We start from the raw sequence: 17,113 nt of genomic DNA, 5'->3' as shown, positions 1-17,113 counted from the left end.
ATGTGTCTGGGGATTCCGGGACGGGTACGCGAACTACTGGACGGATACGGCGGTCAACTCGCTCTCGTCGACGTGGAGGGGGCACCACGCAAGGTCAACATCGGAATGCTCGACGAAGGCACCGTCACGGCAGGTGACTGGGTGGTGATCCACATGGGCTTTGCAGTCGAGAAGGTCGACGAGCAGGGAGCTCGCCACGCTCGGGCCGGCCTCGAACTGATGGGCCGTGGTGGCCACGACGGTGAGGTAGTCGACTCCGGTTCTGGTAACGGCGAGGTCGGGACATGAAGATCGCCTGCCGTGTCATCGTTCGTGGCGTAGTCCAGGGGGTGGGCTTCCGGCCGTTCGTCCATGCGACCGCCACCGAACTGGGACTGTCGGGTTCGGTGGGAAATTCTGCTCTCGGTGTCGTGATCGACGTCGAAGGCGACGGAGAGACAATCGATGCATTTGTCGCTCGGGTGCGAAACCGCCCCCCACCGCTGGCACGGGTGGAGTCGGTAGAGCGCGAGGACTCGCGGCCGGTTGGTCGTGAGGGGTTTCGTATAGTCGAGACGGATGCGGGGTCGGTCGGGCGAACCTTGGCGCCGGCGGATGTCGGGATCTGCGACGACTGCCTCCGGGAACTGACTGATCCGAGCGATCGGCGATATCGTCATCCATTCATCACCTGCACCAACTGCGGTCCGCGATTCACGATCATCGAATCGCTGCCCTACGACCGCGCCGCTACGACGATGAAGCGATTCCCGTTGTGCGCGAACTGTGCGGCGGAGTACGTGGATCCCGCCGACCGCCGGTTTCATGCGCAACCGATTGCCTGCCCGCAGTGCGGTCCAACGCTATCGTTCGTGGAAGGGGACGCGCCCGCCGTGACCGGTGAGGGTGCACTGCTACGAGCCCGATCCCTACTGCGAGACGGGAAGATTCTTGCTGTCAAGGGAATCGGAGGATTTCACCTGGCTTGTGATGCCCGCGACGACCGCGCGGTTCACGAGTTGCGTGAACGCAAGCATCGAGCAAGCAAGCCGTTGGCGGTGATGGTGCGCGATGTGCCAGAAGCCAGAGAGTTGGGTGTGGTCGGTGATGCCGAGGCTGATGCCATGTCCTCGCGCGAGCGCCCGATTGTGCTGGTTGCCAAAGCGTCTGGATACGCGCTTTCCCCCTTGATTGCCCCCGGCATTCCGGATATCGGAATCATGCTGGCCTACAACCCGATTCAGCATCTTCTTCTGGGTTTGGCCGGAGAAGAGGCGGGCCCAGCGGTGTTGGTCATGACATCGGCGAACATCGGCGGTGAGCCGATTCTGTACTCCGACAACGATCTCGAACGATTGGGTGACCTGGCCGACGGGGTATTGACCCACAACCGTCCGATCTTGATGCCGTGTGACGACTCGGTGATGCGAATAGTCGGCAGTGGAAGACAGTTGCTTCGTCGCTCGCGCGGATATGCTCCGCTGCCCGTCACCGCGCCGTTCGACGTACCGCCTACCTTGGCGGTCGGGGCCGACCTGAAGAACACCTTCTGTCTTGCCGAGGACGGATATGTGTGGCCGAGTCAGCACATCGGAGACATGGGCGACCTCGCTGTCATCGACAGTTTTGCTGCGTCGGAGAGTCACTTCGAATCGATCACGGGGGTGGTGCCGCACCAGATCGCCTGTGACGAGCATCCTCGGTATCGCTCGTCCTCGTGGGCTCGCAGTCGTAGTGGTGACCGACCGGTGCGCATCGTCGGGCATCACCACGCACATGTGGCTTCCGTGATGGGGGAGAACGGCCGGGACGGGAGCGAACCAGTTCTCGGAATAGCGTTCGACGGCACCGGCTACGGGGCGGACGGCGCAGTGTGGGGAGGGGAACTACTGCTGGCGACGTACAAGGGTTATCGCCGTCTCGCGCATCTGGGATACGTACTGCTGCCCGGTGGCGATGCCGGAGTGGAACGGCCGTACCGAATGGCGCTCGCCCACCTGTGGCATGCCGGGTTGGACTGGGAATCCGACCTCGCGCCCGTGGCAGCCTGTCCGCCCCGAGAGCAGTCGGTCCTACTTCACCAGATGGAAACCGGTTTCGGGTGCGTGGACACCTCGAGCATGGGGCGGTTGTTCGACGCAGTCTCCTCGCTGACCGGGGTCCGTCAGAGGGTCGACTACGAAGCGCAGGCTGCCATCGAGTTGGAGGGGGTGTCGAGGGGAGTCGACAGCGCCGGTTCGCGGTACACCTTCGATTGGACGCAGTCGGACGACGATTCGTGGACAGCAGATCCGCGGTCGGTCATTCGGGCTGTTGTCCGCGATCTCCGGGAGAAGTTGCCCGCTGAAGTGATCGGCGCCCGTTTCCACGAATCCGTAGCGCACCTGGTGCTCGAGTGGGCAATTCGTGGCCGGGAACTGGCGGGAGTGGACGAGGTAGTACTCACCGGAGGTGTCTTTCAGAACCCTCTACTGCTCGTTCGGGCGTGTGCTCTGCTCTCAGACGCTGGATTCACGCCGTTGACAGGACTGGAGTTGCCGCCGAACGACGGCGGTCTCGCCTACGGCCAAGTGCTGGTGGGGAGTTCGTCATGAGGTCAGGAGTTGTGTCATGTGCCTAGCCGTACCGGGACGTATCGAGTCCCTGGAGGAACGCGACGGAACGACGATGTCGGTGGTGAACTTCGGTGGCGTCCGAAAAGAAGTGTGCCTCGAGTACATTCCGGGCGCCCAAGTCGGCGAGTACGTCGTGGTGCACGTCGGATTTGCCATCCAGCGACTCGACGAGGAATCCGCTCGCAGCACGCTGGCGGAATTCGAGCACCTCGGCGTACTGGAAGAGGAATTCGGTGACGGGTTCGAAAGGGCTGCCCGGGCCGCGGGGATCGAACCGAAGGAGACGGAATCATGAAATATCTGGACGAGTTCTCCGATCCGGAACTGGCCGGCAAACTGCTGGATCAGATCCGTGCGCTGGCCACACGGCGATGGGCGATCATGGAAGTGTGTGGTGGTCAGACACATTCGATCATCAGACACGGCATCGATCAATTACTTCCCCAACAGATCGAGATGATCCACGGACCCGGATGCCCGGTCTGTGTCACCCCGCTCGAGATCATCGACAAAGCTCTCGAAATCGCGGCAAGACCCGATGTCATTTTCTGCTCCTTCGGGGACATGTTGCGAGTTCCGGGGAGTTCGTCGGATCTGTTCCGCATCAAGAGCGCCGGCGGTGACGTGCGGGTGGTGTACTCACCGTTGGATGCACTGACTATTGCCAAGGAGAATCCGGGCCGGCAAGTGGTGTTCTTCGGGATCGGATTCGAGACCACCGCGCCGGCCAACGCCATGACCGTCTATCAGGCCAATCGCCTGGGTATCGAGAACTTCTCGCTACTCGTCTCGCACGTTCTGGTCCCGCCGGCGATGGCCGCGATCATGGATTCGCCAGAGTGCCGCGTGCAGGCATTTCTGGCGGCCGGGCATGTGTGCAGTGTGATGGGAACGTCGGAGTACCCGGCGCTGGCCGAGAAGTACAAGGTCCCGATCGTCGTCACCGGATTCGAGCCGCTGGATCTGCTGGAGGGCATCCGAAAGACGGTGCTGCAGTTGGAATCGGGTCGATACGAGGTCGAAAATGCCTACGCCCGTGCCGTCACCGCGCAGGGCAACACCGCAGCGAAAGCGATGCTCGAGGATGTGTTCGCCGTGTCGGACCGGACGTGGCGCGGCATCGGATCGATCCCGGACAGCGGTTGGCAGCTGGCACCGAAGTATGCGTATTTTGATGCCGAAGAGCGTTTTTCGGTGACCGATATCCACACTGACGAGTCGAGCGTCTGCCGTTCCGGAGAAGTGTTGCAAGGTTTGATCAAGCCACACGAGTGCAGTGCCTTCGGGAAGGAATGCACTCCGCGGAATCCGCTCGGTGCCACGATGGTGTCGTCCGAGGGGGCGTGCGCCGCGTACTACCTGTACCGGCGCCTGGAACTTCAGGAGGCGGGCCATGCCGGCTGAGGAGACCGCTGTCGTGGACTTGTCGGCGTGGGTCTGCCCACTGCCGCTGCGTGATTCGCCGAACATCGTCATGGGGCACGGCGGTGGAGGAGCGATGTCCGCCGAGCTCATCGAGCACCTGTTCCTGCCCTCGTTCGGAAGCGCTGCCGATGCAGAACTCGGTGACTCGGCCGTATTCGACGTCGGCGGGGTGCGGCTCGCGTTCTCGACCGACTCGTATGTCGTCAAACCCATGGTGTTTCCCGGCGGAACTATCGGCGATCTCGCTGTCAACGGAACGGTGAACGACCTGGCGATGACTGGAGCGCAGCCATTGGTGATGTCGACGGCATTCATCCTGGAAGAAGGGACGGCACTGACCGACATCGCGGGAATCGCGAAGGCGCTCGGTGAGGCCGCGCACGTTGCCGGCGTTCGGCTGGTGACGGGTGATACCAAGGTCGTCGATGCCGGTCACGGCGACGGAGTCTTCATCAACACCGCAGGAATCGGGATTGTCGCAGACGGGGTGGACATCAGCCCCACTCGCGCACAAGTGGGTGACGTCGTGATCGTCAGCGGCGACATCGGCGTTCACGGCGTGGCCGTGATGAGTTGTCGCGAAGGTCTCGAATTCGGGACCGAAGTGCGCAGTGATTGTGCGGCCCTGAACGGCGTGGTGGCCGACATGATTGCCACCGGCGTCGACATCCACGTCCTGCGCGACCCTACGCGGGGCGGAGTCGCCGCGACCCTCAACGAGATCGCTCAGGCGTCGAACATCGGGGTTGCGCTGGTGGAGCGAGATCTGCCGATTCCCGCTGACGTGCGCGACGCCTGTGGGCTACTCGGCTTGGATCCGTTGTACGTCGCAAACGAGGGCAAGTTGATCGCTTTCGTTCCACGCGAAGATGCCGCCCTGGTTCTGGAAGCGATGCACGGCAATCCACTGAGTGTGGGAGCCGCCGTGATCGGGGAGTGCGTGGCCGAACATCGCACAATGGTGGTGGCGCGTACGGCATTGGGAGGCAATCGGGTAGTGGATCTGCCGGCAGGTGAACAACTCCCGCGGATCTGCTGATGACTGCCGTCGGTATGAACGGGCCGGCATTGTTTGCCCGCTACGCGTATCCGCCGAACGAGTTGGGTTACTGCGGACCCGACGATCCTTCAGTGCTGCTTCGTCTGGCCAGCGGCAACTCGGGCAGCGGCGACCGTGATCGCGCTCGTCAATTCGACGGTGCGTGGCCGTACCTCGAGGCATTGGCTGTAGGAGCGGGCATCGACGACCCCCTGGATTCGCGAGTGATCCAAGCCTATTGGGTGGGAGGTGATCTCCTCGACTCTCTCGATTCGGGGAAGTTGTTGCAGCACCTGAGAAAAGCCTTCCGTGAACGGGAGAACACCGGGTTCCTCCCTGTCCTCGGGGGTCGGGACCGCGCGCTTGCGCACCACAGTTTTCACGTATTTCTGGTGTATCCGTGGGTCAAGCTTCTTCGGAAGCGCGGTGCGGTCCCACTGTCCGTCCTCCAGAACTGCCGGATCAGATGGGGAGTGGTCGAGGACGTCGGCGAGGAGCATGCATTGGTGGTTTCGTCCCCGCTCGAGTTCGACGGTGAGCAACTCGCACGCGGCCGACCGGCAACGCAGAGGGTGCGGTGGAGGGTCGAGGGCAACGCGCTAGCGGCGATGCCCGTCGCCGGCGCTGTGGTGACGATGCACTGGGATTGGGTGTGCGACAGGATAACGGCAGAGCAATCACGTGCATTGGATGCCGCGGAAGACTCGGGATTGCGGATCGCGAACCGAATGCTGTCGACCGATATGTGATCGTCAGTTCCCCTCCAGGACGGAGGCTACGGTGAATTGGGGTAGCGCGGTACCGGACAGCGCACTGTGGTTGGCAGAGGCATATGCGATCACGGTAGCGGTTCTCGTCGTCACCGCGCTGCTGCTTGCTCGGTATACCCGCTGGGGCAACCAGTTTCGGCGAATGGCTTGGCCCTACTTCGATCCCCGGCGCACCGTCATTCCGCTGTCGATTCTCGCGTTACTGCTGCTGCTCACGATATTCGGTGTCCGCGTGACGGTGTTGTTTTCGTACTGGTACAAGGATTTCTACGACGCCATTCAGAACCTCGACGAAACCGCTTTCTGGCACTACCTGCGAGTGTTCGCGATATTGGCCGCAGTCCACGTCGCTAGCTCACTCGTCGTCTACCTGGTGGGCCAAACACTCGATATCAATTGGCGCAGTTGGCTCAATGACACATTGACCGACGATTGGCTCGACGGCCGCGCCTACTATCGCGGAAACTTCCTGGAGAACCCCGTCGACAATCCGGACCAACGTATTCAGGCAGACATCACCGCATTCGCGACGTCGTCCCGCACGTTGTCCATGGGCGCCGTCGCCGCAATGGTGTCGATCGTCAGCTTCACCAAGATCCTGTGGGATCTGTCCGGGCCGTTGACTGTTTTCGGTGTCGAGATTCCGCGAGCGATGATCTTTCTCGTCTACATCTACGTGTTGGTGACCACGGCACTCGCGTTCTGGATCGGCCGGCCTTTGATCATGCTGAACTTCTTGAACGAGAAACTCGGCGCCAGCTTCCGGTACGCGTTGGTTCGACTACGGGAGTACGGCGAAAGCATCGCCTTCTATCGCGGAGAGAACGTCGAACGACGCACGCTCGGACTACGTTTTGCTGCAGTGATCCGCAATATGTGGGCGATCGTCTTCCGGACGCTCAAGTTCAGTGGCTTCAATCTGGCAGTGGATCAGACAGCGGTGGTGTTTCCGTTTCTGGTCCAGGGATCTCGATTGTTCAGCGGGCAGATCACTTTCGGCGACGTGATGCAAACTGCTCAAGCATTCGGCCAGGTGCACAATTCGTTGTCGTTCTTTCGAGAGTCCTATGCCGATTTTGCAAGTTTCCGGGCCACACTGATCCGTTTGACCGGGCTCGCCGATGCCAATCGACGTGCCCGCGCACTTCCCGTGCTCGACGCGTTCTCCGCTGGCAGTCATTTGGTTGTTCGGGGACTCGACGTGCGCACGCCGGTTGGTGAGGCGTTGATCTCCGAACTCGACATGTCACTGGGGCCCGGCGATGCACTGCTGGTGAAGGGTCCGTCGGGTAGCGGCAAAACCACGCTGCTCCGCAGCATCGCGCAGTTGTGGCCGTACACAAACGGTTCCGTGACCACCCCGGTCGGAGACGTCCTGTTCCTCTCACAACGGCCATACCTACCATTGGGTTCTCTGCGCGCGGGTTTGGCATATCCGGACCAGTTGCCCTCAGGTCAGCCGAACACCGGGCGCTCGAACTTCGACGACCGCAGGCTCCACGACGCGCTCGCCGAGGTGCATCTCGCACATTTGATCGGTCGGCTCGACGAGCCGGCTGATTGGACTCGAATTCTGTCGCCGGGCGAACAACAACGGTTGGCGTTCGCCCGAGTCCTCCTGATCCGACCGCGAACCGCATTTCTCGACGAGGCGACATCCGGAATCGACGAAGGCCTCGAGTACACGCTCTACGACATCCTTCGCCGTGAACTGCCCGACAGCATCATTGTCAGCGTCGGGCATCGCAGCACTCTCGACGTTTTTCACAATCGACAACTCGAACTGCGCGGTGCGGGACACTGGACTCTCGCTGATCACGAAGGCTGAGAAAACTTTCGACGGTCGGATTCTTGCGACAGGATTCGGCCGGGTTACCCGCCGCGCCGCGATCGATCGAAGACACCGACCGTCACGAGGTCGAAGGGTTGCGGAAGTCGTTTGTGTGCTGGAGCACCCAGGCCGCAATCCTGGTGCGCGAGTCGTACCCCAGTTTGTTCAGTATGTGATCGACGTGGCCGTCGACAGTGCGCTGAGAAATGACCAGCTTGTCCGCGATTGCTCGGTTGGTCAGGCCCTGTGCGACGAGTTCGGCCACCTGCTGCTCCCGCGGAGTCAGCACTTCGTCAGCCGCCGATTTCGGTGATCCACCGGGCGGTTGCTCTCTCAGCGCGCGGGCCGCTGCGTCGTCGAGAGTCAGAGCTCGTCCATGATCGAATGCTGTTTGAAACACCCTGTCTCCGATCCGGTTACGAGCCTCGGTCACGCTGTTTTCGTGGTACGGGACCATGCTCCTGAAGGTGTCCATCGGGCTGCCCGTGGCGGTGAACAGCGTGTCGGCAGCTCCCATCAGTGTGGCTGCCAGCTTTGCGTCCCGGTCGACAAGCGTCCACGCGATTTCCTCGAGGCACCATGCACATCCGAACTGGTTACCCAGCCCTCGAAGCAATCGGAGAGAATCTTCGAGTAGCTCGATACCGCGAGCGTGGTTGCCATGACGCCACAGGGCGGATCCGTAGTCCGACATCGTCATCGACCGCCACAAGATTTCGCCGCGCGATTCGGTGAGGGCCAACTCCTCCTCGTAAATGCTTGCAGCCCGGTCGGTTTCGCCGAGTGCGTCGACGACGAAGGCGAACCAGTAGAGCGCGGGTACCAGACGGGCGATGTCGTCGTTTGCCCGGAATGCTGCGACAGCCTGCTCCAGGTACTCGGCGCCGCGCACGAGATCGCCGTCGGCGACCGCGACGAATCCGAGCGTGTACCGCGCCAGTATGCGACCGTCGTCGTTCCGCTGCATCTCGGCCTGTCGCCGAGCCTCTTCGGCAATGCTTGTCGCCGAAGCGATATCTCGTTGGAGGGCTGCCAGCAGTGCGCCTGTCGCGGCGGCCTCGACTACCGCCTCACCGAGAGTGCCCTCGGTCAGTTCGGGCACCTCGGCCAGGGCGCGACCCAACCAGTAGCGACCTTCGTTGAATCGACCACGTGCAAGCCAGTAATCATGCAAGGCACTTGCGGTACGCAATGTGGCTTCGACCGAGTCGGGTTCGGTCAGACCGAATTCCAACGCGGTGCGCACGTTGGGTAAGTCGCGGTCGATCCGCGTCATCCAATCGATTTGGTGCGGCCCCGTCCAGTCGACTCCGGCGCGGAAGACGAGTTGCCTGAACCACTCACTGTGCCTGCGCTGCAGCGAGACCCACTCGTCGACTGACACCAGTTCACGCCCGTAGTCGCGAAGAGTCTCGAGTAGGCGGTAGCGGACGTACGAGCCGTTTTGTTCACGGATGAGGATCGACTTGTCGACAAGGGACATCACGAGATCGCCCAAGTCGTCGTTTTGTGCTTCGTCGGCGAGAATTCCTTCGACGGACCCGAGATCGAAGCTACCCGCAAATACGCTCGAGTTCGCCCACAACGACTTCTCCGGCGGCGTACACAGATCGAAGCTCCAGTCGATACTCTGTGCAAGCGTTTGTTGACGCGCTGGAGCGTTCCGGCTGCCCCGCGTCAGCAGTTGGAAGCGGTCGTCGAGTTTTTGCAGGATCTGATCGACCGACATCGCCCTCAGTCGGGCAGCCGCCAACTCGATCGGCAGCGGTAGTCCTTCCAACCGGCGGACGATCTTCTCCACAGCCGCGCTGTTCTCGCTGGTGATGCGGAAGTCCGTCACGGAGGAACGTGCCCGCTGCTCGAACAGCATCATCGCATCACCATCACGGGTGTCGGTTGGCGACGGCGCCTCGGTGGGAAATCGCAGAGGCGGCACCCGTAATACCATCTCGCCGGGAATGTCGAGCGGTTCTCGGCTGGTCGCCAGAAGTGCCAATCGGGCACAGCACCGGAGAAGTTCGGCGGCGGTGTCGGCAACCCAGCCGATGAGGTGTTCGCAATTGTCCAGAACAAGCAGGACACGTTCGTCGACGAGACGGCCGATCAGTACCGATCGCGGTGACCGCGTAGATCGGTCTTGTACTCCGAGTGCGGCAAGAATCGTCTGATCGAGAAGTGCCGGCTCCCGCAGTTCGCTGAAGTCGACGAACCAGACGCCCCCGGGGAACGTACGGGAGGAATCATCGGCGGCACGGAGCGCCAAGCGGGTTTTGCCGACCCCACCCAGGCCCGTAAGGGTCACGAGCCGGTAGTCCGACAGCAGGCGTCGGACTTCTTTGGCCTCGGACCGGCGACCGACGAAACTGCTCAGTTCGATCGGTAGGTTTCCTCGTTTTGCCGCCATGAGAATCGCGCCGAATTTGTACGTGCTGAGTGGATTGACCCCACACAGTGTACGCGGAATCGCGTGTGTGAAATCTGTCAACGCACCACCGGTGTTCGCCCGTGATTGCCGTTGGGCCGAAGCTTTTCGGTGCATGACGCGGAATAGCGAACACTTTCCACCGACGTAGTTCGCGCCTCATTCGAAAGGGATGAGAGGCGCATTTCATCTTTCTGGCGCACTTACGATTCGGGCATGAAACGTGTGTGGGAAGGTGTGCGGCGCTACGGCAAGACACTGCACTCGGTCGGGTTGTCGTTCGGTCTGGTGTTTTTCGTCCTCTCGATGAGCCCGTCCCTCTTACCGCGCGCGTGGTACCTGCAGGGCGTGGCAACCGGTATTTCCGTCGCCACCGGGTACGGCATCGGTGTGAGCGTGGCGTGGATGATCCGCAAATGCGGAGTCGAACCGAGATGGTCGGACCGGACCAAGCGGATCGGTTGGGCCGTACTCGCCGTACTGGCAGTGATATTGGTGCCTCTTTTTCTGATCTTGGGTTCGTGGTGGCAGCAGATCGTCCGTGATCTGGTCGAGGCGCCTCGCGTGAACCGGGCGAACTATCTTCTGGTGCTGCTGATTTCGCTGGTGGTGTGGTTGATCTTGTTGGAGGTGGGTCGCGGTCTGCGGCATCTCACCAGAGGACTCGCTGCCGTTGCTCTGCGGTTTGTTCCCAAGGAAGCAGCGAAAGTCGCGAGCTTGGTCGTCGTCTTCGCGTTGGTGATCTTCGTCGTCAACGGTGCCCTCTACAACGGGCTCATCGCTTTTGCGAACTGGAGTTTCTCCGGCGCGGACAACGACACGCCCGATGGTATCGACCAGCCTCTGATCGCCGAACGCAGTGGTTCACCCATGTCTGCCGAGGCATGGGATTCGCTGGGCAAGGAGGGTCGCACCTTCATGGGTAGCGGGCCGTCTGCGGTGCAGATTTCCGCGCTGACCGGCCGGGACGCGAAGCAACCCATCCGCGTGTACGCCGGCCGTGAGTCGTCGGATTCCGTCGACGGTGTCGCGCAGCGGGTCGTCAACGAACTCGAGCGCACCGGCGGCTTCGACCGTGCCGTCCTGGCAGTAGTGACCACCACCGGCCGCGGCTGGGTGAACGACGACGTGGCGTCCGCTTTCGAATACGTCCAGGGCGGCGACACCGCCATCGCGGCGATGCAGTACTCGTTCCTTCCCAGCCCTTTGGCATTCATCGCCGATCGCGAAACCCCGATGGCCGCAGGCCGGGCGCTGTTCAACTCTGTCTATGCGAAGTGGATCGATCTGCCGCTCGACAAGCGCCCCAAGCTTGTCGTTTTCGGCGAGAGCCTCGGATCGTACGGGGGACAGGCCGCGTTCGCGGGAGCACAGGACATGGCGACGCGGGTGGATGGGGCGTTGTGGTCGGGGACTCCGAACTTCACCGCTCAATGGCAGGAGATCACCAGCAGTCGTGACTCCGGCTCACGGGAAGCCGTGCCGGTGATCGACGACGGGCAGTCGATTCGTTTCGCTGCCTATCCGGGGGATCTCGAACTGGATGCGCCGTGGAACGACTCACGCGTCGTGTACTGGCAGCACGCCAGCGACCCAATTGTCTGGTGGTCTTTCGACCTGCTTCTGAACAAGCCGGACTGGCTTGCCGAGCCTCTCGGCCGTGATGTCGATCCGGGAATGACGTGGATACCGTTCGTGACATTCTGGCAGGTGACACTCGACATGGTCTTCTCGGCGGACGTTCCGCCAGGTCACGGGCACAACTACGGTGCCGAGGCGGCGGACATGTGGGCGCGGATCCTGCACCCCGACAACTGGTCTCAGTCGGACACCGACGCGATTCGCGGCGCTCTGACGAACGACTTTCAACCCACCAAGTAGTAGTGCGGAGTGCGGACCTCGTGACGGTCTCTCGTCGTTGGACCGGGAGTACTCGCTCTCGATCGTTCTATCACTGTTTGTCAGCTATCTAACAAGGAGCGCGATGCATTCATCAAGAACACTCGTAGCTGCGGTGGCGCTGAGTGCGATCACTGTATTTGCCGGGGCTGGGTCCGCGGTTGCCGCGCCGGCGGTCGGATCTGTCGATTTCGGCTCGTCGAGCGGATCCGGATCAGGAACCGGTTCGGCTAGCGGATCCGAATCTGGTTCTGTCGATTTCGGATCCGGCGGACCGGACGTCGAGCATCCGGTGTCGACCTGCTTCTGGTCCGTGCCGATCAATCCCGAGCGCGCGGACCCACAGCTCAACTACGCCTTTCCTGACACCGCGGCGATTTACTGGGCTGCGCAGTTCACAATCCCCGAGAACGCCGAGTTGGTTATCCGAGGGCAGTATGCGCATGCGCGCTATCAGTCGTTGAACTCGTACAACGCAGCAACCGCGATGCCGACCGCCGTCCTCAATGACATTTCGACAGCTCCCGACGCAGGTTCGCGCAACACCTATCTTCCCGGTGCCGATCGATCGAACGAAAGTGCCAGGTCGTACACGGCTTCCGTCCTCAACGAGGCCTCGCCTGCTGAGCCGAAACCCAACACCTTGTATGCCGGTGTGCCAGGTCAGGACCGGATAAGCCTGCTTTATCGCATCTACCTGCCGGACAACGGGCGTGATCTCACCGGCGGCGTTGGACTGCCGGAGCCAGAGCTGCACCTTCCCGGTGGTCAGGTGTTGCGCGGGCAGGATCTGTGTTCAGCGGTCGGTGCGGACAACGGAATCTTGAAGCCGGCTTCGCTGCCGCTGGACACGTACAAGGCATTGCGTGACCAACCGGGCAAGCCTGCGACATTCCCTTCCGAGCAGACACCAGTCTGGCGGGCGTACTACAGCGCCGAGTTCACGCTCGGCTGTACCTATCTCGGCAAATGCGATGGCACACCCCAGCGGGTGGGCGGGCAGTACTCCAACATCGACAACAGCTACGTCACCGCTGAAGTCAACCGTGGGTTCGGCGAAGTTCTAGTACTTCGGGGAGAGTTGCCGAGGACTCCGAAGACGACAGGCGGCGCAAAGAATCTCGACAGCGCAGTCGACATGCGGTTCTGGTCGATGTGCAGCAATGAATCGCTGGCAACGACGAAGGTAGCGACGTGTCTGTTCGACGAGCAGATGGCCACTGATGCGGATGGTCGCTACACGATTGTCGCGTCGCTCCCTGAAGACCGACCCGCAAACGCTACGAAGGAATGTGGGGTGTCATGGCTTTCGCTCTCGCCGGCCGGTGACGGCGCAGGGCACCCCGACGATTCCCTCTTGATCATGCGGAACATGCTGCCGGCCAAGGACTTCAGCCACGCTGCACACGACACCAAGACGCCCGGTGACGAGAAGGCAGTGATGGGAGAGTATCTGCCGGACGGGCAATATACGTCCAAGCTCGCGTTCGAGGGCAGTGGCTGCGCGAAGTAACCCGTCTTTACGCGTGAGGTCACTACTCGAGATTGTGTCTGGTGATCCTCCTCGATGATGTCGGCTGCGCTCTGCTGCGAGCGCAGCCGACACACCGTTGACCAAGTCTTTTCGCGATCTTCGGTGGGGAATCGGGGCCTGCGGTTCAGGCACTCATCCCTTTCGAATGAGGCATCAACTACGCAGGCGCTCGCAGTGTCAGCATTGTCGCGCAGCGGTATCGGCTGTGCTCTGTTGTCCGTCGTGGCGGACAGGGGCGGCTTTTCTCGCCTACCGCCTATCCTGCTTGCCGCAATCAGAAATGAGTTTTGACATGGGTTCCGTTGTCGGAGAACTTCTCCCGTTGGCCGTCGGTGTCGCCGTGTCGCCGGTGGCCGTCATCGCCACCATCTTGATGTTGCTCTCCAAGCGAGCGGGTAGCACCAGCGCCGGGTTCGCGGTGGGCTGGTTACTCGGAATCTTCATCGCTACAGTTTTTTTCGTCATCTTGTCCAGTGCCGTCAGCACGTCAGACGACGGACCGTCCGCCACGGTTTCGTGGATCAAACTAGCTCTCGGTGTCCTCCTGTTGGCCGTCGGGGTCAAGCAGTGGCGGGGGCGCAGCGGCGAGCACGAAACACCGAAGTGGATGCAAGCCGTCGACGAGATGACCGCGGTCAAGGGATTGGGCCTTGGATTCGCGCTCGCCGCGATCAACCCGAAGAACCTGCTCATGTGCATCGCGGCCGGAGTGTCGATCGGCTCGGCGTCGTTGGCGACCAGCGGAGCGATCACCTCGATTCTCGTCTTCACGGTCATCGCCAGTTCAACTGTCGCGATCCCGGTCATCGGATACCTGGTGGCTGCTGATCGCCTGCGAAAGCCGTTGGCCAATCTCAAAGTCTGGCTCCAGGACAACAACACCACGGTGATGAGTGTGTTGATCTTGGTCGTCGGAGTTGTTTTGATCGGCAAGGGAATTGGCGGAATCTTCTGATACCCGCTCTTTCGCGTGGTGTGAACGCGCGATTCCCGGATGATCGTTCGATCAGGCGCGCTTGACCGCGTAGTCGCCGTCGGCGTGGCCGATCAGTTGCCATCCGCCCTCGATCGGGGACAGTCGGACGTCGGAGAGATTCGTGGTCTCGAGCTGTGGCCGGTCGGTGCCGGGGTACCAGGCCTCGACCCGTCCGGTGCCGCTCCCGTCAAACCCGTCACGCGATACCTCCGTCAGCGTGCCGGGCGCTGCCCGCGGATACGCTCGCGAGAGTGGCGCGGCGAATCCCTCTACGAGCCCGAGTGATTCACCGGACGGGCAGTCGATGCGATTCAGATTTCCCTGCGGCTGGTGGGTATTGCCGTCGCGAACCGGGTGGGGGTCACCGCACGCTTGTGTCCACGACCACCACGCGCCGCCCATCCGGTACCTGTCGGTGGCATCGACGAAGCGGTCGACGTCTGCTCTCTGCTCGTCGGCGTCGCCGAACCAACCCCATTCACCTGTCCACAACGGTGCGTCGTACCAGGCGGCAGCGCGGTCGGCGATCTTGAATCCGTCTTCGATTCCGGGAAATTCGCTACTGACCGTTATCGATTCGCTGTAGAGATGGGGCGAGAAGACCACCAGGGGATCGGTCAGGTAATGGCGTGGAGGCAGCGCGTCGAGGCCGAAAGCCGACCAGATCGCGCTGGGCTCGAAGAACACGAGGTGTGGAAATCCTCCTGCTTCGGCCTGTCTGATGGCATCGGTGGCCCGCTTGTAGAACTGCCCGATCTGATCAGCTGCCGTGAATGGATCGCGCAGGCCGGGGTTCGGTTCGTTCAACAGGTCGTATCCGGCTACAGCTGGTTCGTCTTTGAACTCGGCAGCCAACCGCGCCCACGTCGCGACGAGGCGACTCTGGATTCCTTGCTCGTCGTCGTAGAACGCCTGGAAGGCATGGGCGATCGCGGGTGCGGCTTCCCTGAGTCCACCGATGTTGCAGGTTGTCCATCCGCCGGTCAGGGTTGCCCACTCGGGTGCGCCGTCCCAGCCGACTCCCGGCCGCATGAATGACGGGCACGACTGGTCGCTCGGAGTGCCGACGTACGGGCCCCATGCATCCTGATGCATGTCGAGAACGGTGTAGATGCCGTGGTCTTTTGCATCCTCGACCGCTACTCGAACGCGGTCGACGTACGCAGTGTCGAATGCACCGCGGGTCGGTTCCAGGAGGGACCACGCGACGTTGAGCCGGACGACGTTGAAGCCCAGCGCTGCCATCTGCGCGAAGTCCGTTCTTCCCAGCGGCGTAACGGTGGGTAGACCGGTGCCGTTGGTTGCGTAGTCATTGAGACCGTTGGCGTTCACGCCGCGGAGCAACACCGTTCGTCCGTCGACGTCCTTGATCGTTCGATCTGCGACGGTCAGTTGGGGGAGAGTCCAGCCCGGATCCGGTGGTGCAGCGTTCGCCGCCGGAGTTGCAATCTGGAGGACCAGGATTGCGAGGGTGGCAAGCAACAGCGCACGCATCCATCGACCTTTCTAGACAAACGTCCAATTCCGAGTCGAGGCTAGCGTGAGAAGACCTCTTTCCGGCGCGGTTTGCTCATACCTGTCACGGCCCCGCGTTGCCGAGAACACGTCGGACACGTGCTCCTGCTGGAGGTGTCATCATTGTCGACAAGTCTCGACCCGAGGGAGCCCTGGTGAAGCTTGCATTGACTGATCTGATCGAACAAATGCCTCGTGACGATTTGGCGAGTACGCGAGCGTTCTATGCGTCGCGGCCTGCCGGTGTCGGTCCGAGTTCCCTGCAGGAACTGCTTGTGGTGCGAGCATCCAGGGTGGTTGATCCCACGGCGAGCCGGGCTGTTGAACACACACTCGACATCGAGGGCCGATCCGTTTCGGTACGCGTAGTCACTCCGAACGACGGCGATGTCAACGGGGTCTATCTGTATCTTCCGGGTGGGGGTTTCTACATGAGTTCAGCGGCCAGCGCTGACGCCCGAAGCATGAGACTTGCCGACGAGGTCGGGGTGGTAGTGGTTACCGTCGATTACCGGCTTGCACCGGAATTCCCATGGCCGGCAGCGCCGGAGGATTGTGAGGCAGTCGCCTTGTGGCTGCTTGATGTCGCTGCCGAACGGTTCGGGACGACCAGGCTCGCCATCGGTGGCATGTCGGCGGGAGCAACCTTGGTGACGACGACGTTGCTGCGCCTTCGTGATCGAGGTCTGGCCAAGGCATTTTCGGGTGCGGTGCTGGAAGCGGGCACGTACGACGTCAGTGCCCAGACTCCCGCGGGCCGCACCATCAGCGACGAATACTTCATCGAAGCCTACGTCGGCCATGTCGATGATCGCACTCTTCCGGATATTTCTCCGACATTCGGCGACCTCAGCGGCCTGCCGCCGACCCTCGTTGTCGTTGGATCAGAAGACGTGGTCCTGGCAGAGAACCTTGCCATGGTGGCGCGACTGTCGGCGGCCGGAAACGACGTCGACTTGCGTCTCTATCCTGATGTCCCGCATGGATTTACAAACCACCCAACGCCTGTTGCCCGGCGTGCTGCGCTAGATATGGGTGCTTGGCTTCGGAATCGACTCGACTCCGACCCCGCGTGACAAGCACGGGCGCGGTTCAGTGTGCCGAGGAA

General features: G+C 61.8%; 13 protein-coding genes. 11 read left to right on the top strand and 2 right to left on the bottom strand.

Annotated elements, in window-relative coordinates:
* The 7 genes from ATN38_RS19105 to ATN38_RS19075 are packed head-to-tail and all read left to right on the top strand — an operon-like array spanning nucleotide 1 to nucleotide 7,656.
* Nucleotides 1-288, top strand: a complete 288-nt coding sequence (locus ATN38_RS19105; RefSeq protein WP_054825610.1) for a HypC/HybG/HupF family hydrogenase formation chaperone — start codon at nucleotides 1-3, stop codon at nucleotides 286-288.
* The gene (gene hypF / locus ATN38_RS19100; protein WP_050655148.1) at nucleotides 285-2,573 is read left to right on the top strand and encodes a carbamoyltransferase HypF; all 2,289 of its coding nucleotides are present in this window, start codon (nucleotides 285-287) and stop codon (nucleotides 2,571-2,573) included. The genes ATN38_RS19105 and hypF overlap by 4 nt, the downstream gene beginning before the upstream one ends.
* A gap of 16 nt (nucleotides 2,574-2,589) precedes the next feature.
* Entirely contained in the window at nucleotides 2,590-2,889 is a 300-nt protein-coding gene (locus ATN38_RS19095) for a HypC/HybG/HupF family hydrogenase formation chaperone (RefSeq protein WP_003942168.1), read from the top strand.
* Nucleotides 2,886-3,998: a hydrogenase formation protein HypD gene (gene hypD, locus ATN38_RS19090; protein WP_007735088.1), complete on the top strand. Its 1,113-nt coding sequence runs from the start codon at nucleotides 2,886-2,888 to the stop codon at nucleotides 3,996-3,998. The genes ATN38_RS19095 and hypD overlap by 4 nt, the downstream gene beginning before the upstream one ends.
* Nucleotides 3,988-5,058, top strand: coding sequence for a hydrogenase expression/formation protein HypE (gene hypE, locus ATN38_RS19085; protein ID WP_058038669.1), 1,071 nt, complete (start codon nucleotides 3,988-3,990; stop codon nucleotides 5,056-5,058). The genes hypD and hypE overlap by 11 nt, the downstream gene beginning before the upstream one ends.
* Nucleotides 5,058-5,807 carry a DUF6390 family protein gene (locus tag ATN38_RS19080; RefSeq protein ID WP_218748377.1) on the top strand — a complete coding sequence of 250 codons (750 nt, stop codon included), beginning with the start codon at nucleotides 5,058-5,060 and terminating at the stop codon, nucleotides 5,805-5,807. The genes hypE and ATN38_RS19080 overlap by 1 nt, the downstream gene beginning before the upstream one ends.
* A gap of 31 nt (nucleotides 5,808-5,838) precedes the next feature.
* Nucleotides 5,839-7,656 (top strand): ABC transporter ATP-binding protein/permease, encoded by a 1,818-nt coding sequence (locus ATN38_RS19075; protein WP_218748375.1) that lies wholly within the window; start codon nucleotides 5,839-5,841, stop codon nucleotides 7,654-7,656.
* Between the two features lie 82 nt (nucleotides 7,657-7,738).
* Here ATN38_RS19075 and ATN38_RS19070 read toward each other — a convergent pair whose 3' ends face one another.
* The gene (locus ATN38_RS19070; RefSeq protein ID WP_218748373.1) at nucleotides 7,739-10,144 is read right to left on the bottom strand and encodes a LuxR C-terminal-related transcriptional regulator; all 2,406 of its coding nucleotides are present in this window, start codon (nucleotides 10,142-10,144) and stop codon (nucleotides 7,739-7,741) included.
* Nucleotides 10,145-10,297: 153 nt separating this feature from the next.
* On the opposite strand from ATN38_RS19070, the gene ATN38_RS19065 reads away from it, so the two are divergent.
* From ATN38_RS19065 to ATN38_RS19055, 3 genes are all read left to right on the top strand, one after another.
* Nucleotides 10,298-11,962 carry an alpha/beta-hydrolase family protein gene (locus ATN38_RS19065; RefSeq protein ID WP_218748371.1) on the top strand — a complete coding sequence of 555 codons (1,665 nt, stop codon included), beginning with the start codon at nucleotides 10,298-10,300 and terminating at the stop codon, nucleotides 11,960-11,962.
* Nucleotides 11,963-12,065: 103 nt separating this feature from the next.
* Entirely contained in the window at nucleotides 12,066-13,493 is a 1,428-nt protein-coding gene (locus tag ATN38_RS19060; RefSeq protein ID WP_218748370.1) for a hypothetical protein, read from the top strand.
* A gap of 313 nt (nucleotides 13,494-13,806) precedes the next feature.
* On the top strand, nucleotides 13,807-14,469 hold the full coding sequence (locus ATN38_RS19055; protein ID WP_042450708.1) for a GAP family protein: 663 nt from the start codon (nucleotides 13,807-13,809) through the stop codon (nucleotides 14,467-14,469).
* 51 nt (nucleotides 14,470-14,520) lie between these two features.
* Here the strand turns inward: ATN38_RS19055 and ATN38_RS19050 are convergent, their stop codons facing one another.
* Entirely contained in the window at nucleotides 14,521-15,984 is a 1,464-nt protein-coding gene (locus ATN38_RS19050; protein WP_161121006.1) for a glycoside hydrolase family 5 protein, read from the bottom strand.
* Between the two features lie 176 nt (nucleotides 15,985-16,160).
* Here ATN38_RS19050 and ATN38_RS19045 point away from each other — a divergent pair, with 176 nt between their 5' ends.
* Nucleotides 16,161-17,081: an alpha/beta hydrolase gene (locus ATN38_RS19045; RefSeq protein ID WP_218748369.1), complete on the top strand. Its 921-nt coding sequence runs from the start codon at nucleotides 16,161-16,163 to the stop codon at nucleotides 17,079-17,081.
* Nucleotides 17,082-17,113: the final 32 nt, after the last annotated feature.

The sequence above is a fragment of the Rhodococcus sp. FH8 genome, from assembly GCF_019266085.1.
Lineage (GTDB): Bacteria > Actinomycetota > Actinomycetes > Mycobacteriales > Mycobacteriaceae > Rhodococcus_F > Rhodococcus_F qingshengii.
This window is presented reverse-complemented; position numbering and strand designations above follow the sequence as displayed.